At 37.9% G+C, this 9,382-nt stretch carries 11 protein-coding genes; all 11 read right to left on the bottom strand.

Features of this window, described 5'->3' with window-relative positions; translation table 11 throughout:
* A partial coding sequence (locus GMD4S_RS06035; RefSeq protein ID WP_000540286.1) for a Y-family DNA polymerase occupies positions 1 to 706 on the bottom strand: 706 nt, incomplete at its 3' end.
* Between the two features lie 3 nt (positions 707 to 709).
* Positions 710 to 1,396, bottom strand: coding sequence for a LexA family transcriptional regulator (locus GMD4S_RS06040; RefSeq protein ID WP_000284668.1), 687 nt, complete (start codon positions 1,394 to 1,396; stop codon positions 710 to 712).
* 261 nt (positions 1,397 to 1,657) lie between these two features.
* Positions 1,658 to 2,170 (bottom strand): GNAT family N-acetyltransferase, encoded by a 513-nt coding sequence (locus tag GMD4S_RS06045; protein WP_000624247.1) that lies wholly within the window; start codon positions 2,168 to 2,170, stop codon positions 1,658 to 1,660.
* A gap of 62 nt (positions 2,171 to 2,232) precedes the next feature.
* Positions 2,233 to 3,198: a hypothetical protein gene (locus tag GMD4S_RS06050; RefSeq protein WP_000242611.1), complete on the bottom strand. Its 966-nt coding sequence runs from the start codon at positions 3,196 to 3,198 to the stop codon at positions 2,233 to 2,235.
* Positions 3,199 to 3,597: 399 nt separating this feature from the next.
* The gene (locus GMD4S_RS06055) at positions 3,598 to 3,894 is read right to left on the bottom strand and encodes a DUF4176 domain-containing protein (protein WP_000025675.1); all 297 of its coding nucleotides are present in this window, start codon (positions 3,892 to 3,894) and stop codon (positions 3,598 to 3,600) included.
* Positions 3,895 to 4,057: 163 nt separating this feature from the next.
* The gene (locus GMD4S_RS06060; protein WP_000248457.1) at positions 4,058 to 4,714 is read right to left on the bottom strand and encodes a DUF443 family protein; all 657 of its coding nucleotides are present in this window, start codon (positions 4,712 to 4,714) and stop codon (positions 4,058 to 4,060) included.
* A 42-nt stretch (positions 4,715 to 4,756) separates the two neighbouring features.
* Positions 4,757 to 5,422: a DUF443 family protein gene (locus tag GMD4S_RS06065; protein ID WP_000247632.1), complete on the bottom strand. Its 666-nt coding sequence runs from the start codon at positions 5,420 to 5,422 to the stop codon at positions 4,757 to 4,759.
* A complete protein-coding gene (locus GMD4S_RS06070) occupies positions 5,416 to 6,981 on the bottom strand; it encodes a T7SS effector LXG polymorphic toxin (protein WP_000511727.1) in 1,566 nt (521 codons plus the stop codon). Before GMD4S_RS06070 ends, GMD4S_RS06065 begins: the two co-directional genes overlap by 7 nt.
* Positions 6,971 to 7,333 carry a hypothetical protein gene (locus GMD4S_RS06075; protein WP_000415470.1) on the bottom strand — a complete coding sequence of 121 codons (363 nt, stop codon included), beginning with the start codon at positions 7,331 to 7,333 and terminating at the stop codon, positions 6,971 to 6,973. Before GMD4S_RS06075 ends, GMD4S_RS06070 begins: the two co-directional genes overlap by 11 nt.
* A gap of 2 nt (positions 7,334 to 7,335) precedes the next feature.
* Positions 7,336 to 7,689, bottom strand: coding sequence for a TIGR04197 family type VII secretion effector (locus tag GMD4S_RS06080; protein WP_000531865.1), 354 nt, complete (start codon positions 7,687 to 7,689; stop codon positions 7,336 to 7,338).
* A gap of 81 nt (positions 7,690 to 7,770) precedes the next feature.
* A partial coding sequence (locus GMD4S_RS06085; RefSeq protein ID WP_000298559.1) for an FtsK/SpoIIIE domain-containing protein occupies positions 7,771 to 9,382 on the bottom strand: 1,612 nt, incomplete at its 5' end.

The raw sequence follows: 9,382 nt of genomic DNA on the forward strand, positions 1-9,382 counted from the left end.
TCTTGGGAATGGCCCAAACCTTCTCTTCCACATCCTGGTAAGACCAGTTGGCCCTCATGGTCGGAGTGTGCTTGGCCTCATTATCCAGAGCCAACTTGGCCAGTAAGGGATTGGCATTGGACATACCCACTGTAGAGTAGATCCCTGTCTGCCTCCAAATATCCCTCTGGATGCGAGCAGAAAGCATATCTAGCTTGTCTTTGCGAGAGAGACTCTTGTTTGGGATAAAATAGTTGAGCGAACTAGTCAAATCAATAAAACCTTCATCAATAGAGTAGGGATAAATATCATCTGGGCTACCATAGTTTTGAAAGATTCGCTGGATTTCCATATTGACCGCTATGTACTCATCCATCCTAGGAGGGACAATCAAGGTGACTTGAGCCCAATCTTCGATGTAGCGAACATAGTCTGAGTCAGTAGGCAAACCTTGCTTTCGAGCATTGTAATAGGAAAATTTGCGCGTTTTGATATCAAAAGGCAGATCATAGGCCCGGCCAACATTAGACTTACCAAAAATCTTCTTAAACATGGGAGAGGAAGCTAAGATAAGACCAGTAGAATTTTCCGCGCGACTCATGACACAAAGCGAGGTCTTCAGCGGATGCAAGCCCCTTTTCACACACTCAACACTGGCATAAAAAGATTTCATATCGACAAAGGCAATATCACTTTTGGGCTCTCTGGAATAATCAAAGTAGCCCATAGGCTAACCCTCCATCGGCACAAAGTTCCCAACGATAATCCCCACAATCCGAGGATCTTCCTCATAGGAGATGAAAATGTCCTTATATTTAGGATTTATAGAAACCAGACGCAGGCCATCTTCCTCCCGATAGACCCGTTTGATATAGGTCTGGTTGTTACAAACCACTGCATAAACCGCCCCATCATAGTCAAATCCTGTTTCCCGAATCAGAGCCACCGAACCATTTTGATATTTAGGTTCCATAGAGTCCCCAGATACCCAAGATGCAAAATCATGGGCCAACTCCTCGTTAAAGTAAACCGTATCAAAATTCTGGTCATCGTAGACCGAAGCCCCAATCCCTGCTGACATACGTTCATAGACACGGTACTCGTAGAGGCGCTCTGGCATGGTCGCCACCTTCTGAGTTTGTTCTTCTTGAGCCAAGTTGCGAGCATAGAGCACAACCTTGTCCTTCCCTTGCTTGGAAAGGCTATTGTAGAGACGGACAATCTCAATCTGAGTAAAATAGCCTTTTGCTACCTTTAAAATGTTCTCTAGCTGAGCAACCTTCTCCTGGGATGGTTCCTTAATCCCACGTTCCCAAGCCGAGTAAGCCTGAAAACTAATCCCTAATTCCTCTGCAATTTCCTTCTGTGTCAATTTTAACTCTTTTCTCCGAGCCTTGAGTTTTTCTGGTTGGTACATGATTCACCCCCTAGTGTGATGTTTTATTGAGAATATCTCTCTTAGAAAAACAAATCGACGGTTGAGCTTACACCTCTAAAACTCAACCAATTCGGTTTAGTTTTATTATATAAAAAAAGTGGACGATTGTCCACTGGGAAAATCAAATTTTAACAGACACATCTGGAGATTCTAAACAAAAAACATCCAAGAAAACATTCTTGAATGTCCGTAAAGATTGATGACTCCATTAACCTTGTCAATAGACTGGAAATAATAATATTATGGCCTCCTTATCTCAAATACTGCTGTATGAACCCACTCATTATGAATGTGTAAGTCATTTTCTATCATCCTACTAAAGGTGAAACCATTTTTTATAAGCACCCTCTGAGAGGCTAGATTACCCGTTGCCGTTCCTGCAATGATTTTATTTAAACCATAAGTCGTAAAGGCCTTGTCTAAAACGAGTTTAACCGCTTCGCCAGCATAACCTAAGTTAGTAACATTTTCCCCAATCCTATACCCAAGCTCTGCTGTTGTTCGATCATTCTCTAAAACACTTAAATTGATTCTGCCGACCATCATGCCTTGCGAATCTCTGATAAGATGCATATAGACATCACGATTCGTTTGTTCCGTTAACAATTCCCTCGTGATTTCTTTAAAACCTTCTAAACCAAAATAGTTAGCTGGTCTAGGAGGTAAATTTCGTTCAAAATACTCTCGATTTTCTTTTTCAAAAGAATAAACGTCTAGACTATTTTCCTCAGACAACAGCTCTAAACTAATCATTACAAAACTTCCCTTCTCTTCTTAGTAAAAATATTGTGAGACTTACCTAGCCCTAGCAACTCCTACTCTAATTTTTGCAACAGCTTTACAACTTGACGATTTTCAATCTTCACATAGTATACACCACTATCATTGACAAGTTTATCCTCTTTATACTTAGCAATTTTGACAGCATAAAGACCGCGTGGTAGGGGTTGGTTGGCAAAAAATTCCTTCATGAGCGCTTCAAGCTCTTTAAGATAGTCATCATACAAGAGATCTCTTTTTTCTTTTGGAACGAAATATTGAAATTCAAATGTTGGTATAAAAATCTCTTTTTGGAAAAGATATTGAGCATCCATTGGATACATTCCTTGCAGAGCTTGGCCCTTGCTTTGATTTTCCTCTAATATTTCATTATAAAGATAGATATTATCAGATTGGTTATTAAATTCAAAATCAATACCTTGATACTTCAAATCAGGCAGTTTAGGATCTTTGATTGAACTGTCCAGTGTTTTTAAAAATTCACTGGTTCCTGGACTAACTTCAATCCCTAAATAGGCTAATTCTGGGAAAACATCATAAATTTTTTTACCATTTTTGTAATCGACCTCTGCATCTGTCTTTCCATATGTTTCACTTTTCGAAAAGCGAGTATAGTATTTAAATCGAGTTTTAACCTGATAGGTTTTTCCAGCTATATTTTCACTATAGGTACCATGGATTATAAATCCTCCCACACTTGTATAGTTTTTCTCGTATTTTTCTAACTCAAACTGCCCTGTAAGACCGTAATTTTGATAAGAACGATGCACAGCTTGCTCAATCTCAGTTCGATTTGCATGGGCAAACAGCCCCCACATATCCATTAGAGAAAGAATAGGACTGAACACTGTGAAGATTACGATTGGGATCACTATGGATAAGCAACCTATTAATAGCCAATTTCTTTTCTTGGAATTCCCTTCAGATTTTTTAGCAGTTTTCTGTTTTCTTTTTAAGATTAGAATGAGCAAAACCAAGATTCCTAATACAAATAAAACCAATCTACACTCTCCTTTTATCGTGGATAGCTGTTAACAGGTGTATAGGAAGGAGGCTAACAGAAATACTCTTCTCACCTGCTAACTTATCCTGAAATCCATAAACTCGTCTGAAATGAGGAACAATCCTTATCCCATTATATCACATGAGCAATACCGTAAGAAGAAGAGAAAAGTAAAAAATGTCTTTGTTTATTATACTACAATATCAAAACAGCCCTTTCCTATAGAAACAAAGCTATATTTTGGTATCATAAATTTTGGCTTATAGCCACACAGACTTAGCTGTATGATGGGAAAATAACTAAAAAAACGAGGAGTTTCTTTAATGTCAAAGTAGCTCCTCATTTTTGATTTCTATTTAGTATTGTGATATTTTGCAATAATCTTTACAGATGCACATTATTTTGTTACACCCTTTTTAATTGTTGTTGCATTTTCATCAAGCCAACGTTGATAAATTTCGGCGAACCGTTCTTCTTCTTCATCACTATAGCCTTTATAAACCACTTTATCTACATCATCACGATTGAAGTAAAACAACTGTTCTGGGTTTAGTCCCATTGGATAAAAAGCAGCAGAATAGTCAAACAAAACATTTTCACCATTCTGTTCTATAGTAACCCCACGATTGAGAATCATTAGTTTTTGACTCCCCTCTTTTAAATAAACAATTGTTCCAATTGGCAAAATAGACATTTTCTTGTTTTCCTTTCAATTTATAATTTCTTTATTTCTACAATGCTATACGCCATCGTATTAGCATTCTTAAACTTTAAATGCATCATTCAACACCCAAACACTTTCTGAATGGATTGAATACCTGAATCAAAGTCTTTTCTAACTTCTCGGCATTCTGTATTTATAGTTCTTCAATTTCAGTTAATGTTAGTGTCTTATAATACTCTGGGATTTGTGGCATTCTCAGTATTACAAAAAACCACCACGAAATTATGCCATTTATAACCAATATAGCACTTTCATAACCACTGTCAAGTCCTATAAAAAATGCTAAACAAACCGTATTAATTCCAAGAGTAATATACCACCAATCAATCATTCGTTTCCCTTTGGGTTCAAAAACAAGTCGGCAGCGTTTGCTGTTTTGGGGAACTCTTGATTCAAACTTTCTTACCGCACTTTTTTCATAAAAGACAGCCATAAGATAAGACAAAAATACAGAGAAAGCAAATAGCACTACTTTCATTAAAATTTGCTGATTGATTCCCCAGCTAATAAAGGCATCTTTCATCAGTGTATGAGAGAAGCCCACAAGTGGCTGAATCATGATAACTAGAGCAGTAGATGCGCCTATTGGTGTCTTCGATTTTATTCTAAAACTATCATTAGATGGAGATAACTCAACCATTTCAGCAGTAACCTCTTTCGGAAGCGAACCGAAGAAATAGGATTTGCCTTTTATAGTGGTAGGATCTAAGATATAACTTTTATTCTTAAACTCAACGATTCTAAAAACTGCTATATTTGAATATTTAAATTTTAATTCCACATTTACCACCAAAACACTTTCTGAATTGATTTAATGCCTGAATCAAAGACCTCATTTAATTTCTCTAATTCCTTCAAATGTGACGTTTCTAATCTTATAAGCGGAAAGAATGGGAACCTTTCCAAATAAAAATGATAGAAGAAAAAATGAGATAATGCTATTAATAACGAGAACAATACCTTCTCCTCCATCATTAATAGACAAATAAAGTGCCAAACAAGCTATTATAGGAACAGTAAAAATATAGGCGTCAAAAACTTGCTTTCTTGCAGATATTGGTTTAAAAATCATCTCATATCTTCTACTAGAAGAAGGCAGTAAAGCTTTAACATTTTTACGTTCTTGCTCTCTTTTCAAATAAAAAATCAAGTAAGAGAATAGTATAGATGCGCAAAATACTACTAATTTTAAAATTATCTGTTGGCTAATATTGTACTCTTTAAAAAAAGTTTTCAATAAAGAATAAACAATCCATACAAGCGGTTGAACCATGATTGCCACATATGAAGCTTTAAACTTATTAATCGGGGTACTAAAATTGATATCCTCTCTATTTAGTTCCGCCATCTCAACCGTTAATTCCTCCGTTGGAACACCCCAATAGTAGAACTTAGGAGTCATTGAACTTGCATCTAATATGTATTTTTTCCCATTTAGTTCTACAAGTTGATGACAAAAATACTTCGTTTCTCTATAGTTAATTTCCAAATTTACCACCCAAACACTTTCTGAATTGATTTAATACCGGAATCAATACTATTTCCGACTTCCTTGATACCTGCATCAATTTTACTTCCAACTTCTTTGATACCTGAATCAATATTACTTCCTATTTCCTTAACACTTTTTTCAAGATTGTCGCCCATCTCGTTTGCTATATCTTTGATTCCAAGAAAATTGTAATTATATGCCAAAGTAGCAAGTGTTGCTGCAGCTACCCCAGCACCAATAGCCCAACCAATCGGACCTGTAGCTGCATATGCAGCTACACTTAAAATAGCCTCTGAACCGGTTGCAAAATATGCCGCCGCAAGTGTTGTTGCAGCTGCATCTACTGCTAATGTAGCGATTGCCGTAGTAGCAACAGTATGTGTAAAGGCACGTCCGGCATTCTCATTTTGCAGGTTGTTCAAAAAGTCCATCCCCATAAATATCGAACTGATCCCTGAAATCCCAAGAGAAGAATTGGTTCCTGGTATAGGGATATTAATTTCTGAAATCGTGAAATTCTTAAGTAGATTCGCAGCATTTGCTTTGAATAAAGCATCCGTATATCCTTTACTATTTGCAGAGTAGGTAATGTTTATATTACCAAACTTATCAGTAGTAGTAAAATACTTAAAGTACTCTGATAGTTTAGGATTCGTTGAACTTAACTTAGAAATTGTTTCTTTAGCAAGTTCTTCCAGAGATGTATCTCGGACAATTTCAAGAAACTCCCCTAGCCCGCTTAGGTCAACATTATTATTAACTTTACTCTCGACATATTTTCGTACAGCATCTTTAACATTCTCTGGTAACTCTTTACCAGGATACCGTTTTCCATACTCTGCAATTGCCTTTATATCTGTCTCATCTAATTCGGTTTCATTTTTAACTTTATCTACAACATTTTGATAATTTTGAATTACCTCAGAACGCTTCTTCCACTCATTATTAATATTATTAGCCCAAGGGGCTTGTCCCTCTATTTTAAAAGTTCCATCAAACTTTCCAAAGTCACCTGTAACTTGTTCGAAACCTTGAAGAACTAAGCTCTGTAAGCTTTCTGAATCCGAAAACTGGCCACTAGTCGAGCTCGCAAATGACTGTAACTTTTCTAATTTTTTTTGTAACTCATCTCGCTTACTCGTTGCATTTGAGATAATTTCTTGAACATTACTTTTATAAGTAGAATCGATGTTCTTCAAATCAGATAAACTGTTCAAAATAGCTTCTTGAGTCGAAATAGTTGTATTTTCTGCTTCAATTTGCTTTTGAAGTGTCTCCTCATCTAGACTTTCTTCACCGACTTGTGCATGGTAAAGAGTCGGTAGTTCACTCGCTTTTCCTCCCAGGCTCTCTGAAAAGAGGATAACTCCTCTCACTAGAGGAACCATTATATTTTCCGCATAGGACTTAGCACTATCATAGGCTTTACCTTTCAATTCTTCCTCTGAAATCAATTTATTAAAGGCAGTAATGACAGCGTCATAATAATTCGCACGGCTACTTAATACCGTATTCGCTGTGCTACCCTGCGAGTCTGCTGATCCTATGTCTACTTTAATACCCATTTTTCCCCTCCTTTTGCGATTCAAGACGGCGTTGTTGGAAAAGAAGTTCCTCTTTTTCGCCCTCTAGCTTACTCATTGCTTTTTTTAATTCTTCTTTCCTCTCGGTGATAAAATCATCCAGTAGCTGTTCATTCCTTTTTAACTTTTCTATATTTTCAAGGCGATCCATCTCATCTTTAACTGATAACGGATAATAGCCTAATTCTCTATATGGGATGAAGTTCGATTGGCAAAGATCTATAATCTCCGTCGCAACGGAAAGAAACTGATTTCTTTCTTCTTCTAGCTTGGATAAATTTGTTTGAATCTGTTGAACACTACATTGAATATCTTCTAATTTTCTTTTCTCCATCCTCACTCCTTAAATAAATTATTTTGAGGAACAAATGACGGATTTGAGTATGGAGAAGGTAGACTGGTTGTCCCATTATTTGGATTATTCTGCCACATTGTACTTATATTCTCATCTACTACTTCAAATTCATTTGCGACACTATGAATTAGTTTTACGAATTCACTTATTTTCGATTGAATATTTTTAGCAATAGATGCCTCATTTATAATCAATCTTCTTCCTACCGTATTAGCGGTATAATAGCTTGTCTTATCCCTAGTAACTGTACCGGCAGTTGTAATGCTATTGCTTGCTGATACAATTCCAGTTGCAATAGTACTTGCCTTGCCTTTTTCACTTTTTACTTGTCCCATGTTCAATAACCTTTTCAATTATCCTTTCTACTATCAAATCGTCAAAAGACCGGGTTGAATCTTAAGTATCAAAAAATAGTTTTACTTATTCTTACTAATTTTAAGTTTGATGACTTCTTTCCGAGAATGTAAATAAACCTGATCGAGATCTGGAGCCACATCTCTGTTATACATTCCTTTATCTAAGAAGGTTTGATCCATTAGGCGCATACCAAAGATGACCCATTGGACATTTGTTTTGAGGTATCTAGGAATTGGGTCGATGCTTGTCCCAATATAAGTATAATCAGTACCAATAATAAACCTCATCCCTACTCGATACCCATTCTCAAACATAAATTGAAGCTGTTGATCATTTAAATCGCTTTCGGATACTAGTGCTCTCATATTAGGTATAAAAATGATCCACTCAGATGATATGCCTTTTTCAAGACGGCGTTCTATTTCATAGATTAGCTGATTTCCTATGTCCGATAGTTCCTTTTTGCTTCCAACATAGGTTTTCACCTGGTCATTATATGCTTCATATTCTTGGAAAGCATCAATCAACATCATATGGACGTTAGGCATTCTAAGAATAGTTTTTAATAAATGATGCGTTATATTATCAAAAGCGTCTTCTGCATTTGACACATAAGCCATGTGTTTAAATTTGCTAAGAGAGATATTGACACTTCCAACCATTTCTAGTTCCAAACCGATAGGAATCTGATCATTCTCAATAGCCTCTTGTACATCAGGCAAATTCAAAAATTCTTCCATCGTCAACTCCTCTGGCACCATCGGGATGGCACTTGGGCGCTGGCCGGTCCAGGCTTCTTGGAGGGAAGCGACTTCCTGACGTAGGTTGTTGAGAACTTGGGTGTCATTGGCTCCATAAACTGGGAGTGCCAGCTGGATGACATCCACCTCTTCACGCTTCATAAGGGCACGTCCCTTGATATCTTCCATAGTCATAGCAAGTGGTGTAGAGCCCACGATTGCCCGCACTTCACCTGCCTCATTTTGTGGCAGGCTCAACTGGTGCTTGAAGTTCGAGTAGAGCTGAGCACGAAGGTTGGTTTGACGACCGGCTGTCATCAAGAGGTGAACCCCGATACTGAGACCTTCACGAGAGATACGCACCAAGAGCTTGAAGAGTTCCGCCTCATAGGCTTCTTCCTTGAAGGCTTCATAGCTATCTAAGAGGATGACGATAGCCGGCTCTTCCTGACCACTGGCCTGACGGTAGAGGTCTAAGGTCCCAACACCATAGTCCGCAAGGAGTTTCTTACGACGGTTGAGTTCGCGCTCCATGATTCGTACAAACTTAGAGATTTTCTCCGTTTGGTCCAAAAGCATGGTATCCGCCACCTGTGGAAGCTTGGACAATGGAGCCAAACCATTAGTACCAAAGTCCATCAAGTACATGGTAAGGGCCTTGGGACTGAATTTACGAGCCAAGTCCATACCAGCAGTCTGAAGGAAGGTGGTCTTTCCTGTACCCGGACTTCCATAAAGGAGGATATGACCATCCTTGGAGAGATTGATAGAGACAGCTTCCTGCTTCTGGGCCTGCGGGATATCCGCCATCCCCAAGAGGACAGAGAGTGGTTTCTCTTGTCCCCAGGCTACTGTCGGTTGCACTTCTTCCAGTTCGTCTAGTGCGATTCGCTCTTTGAGCGGTGGCAACCATGGCTGTGGTACTGGAGGA

Source organism: Streptococcus sp. GMD4S, assembly GCF_000296955.1.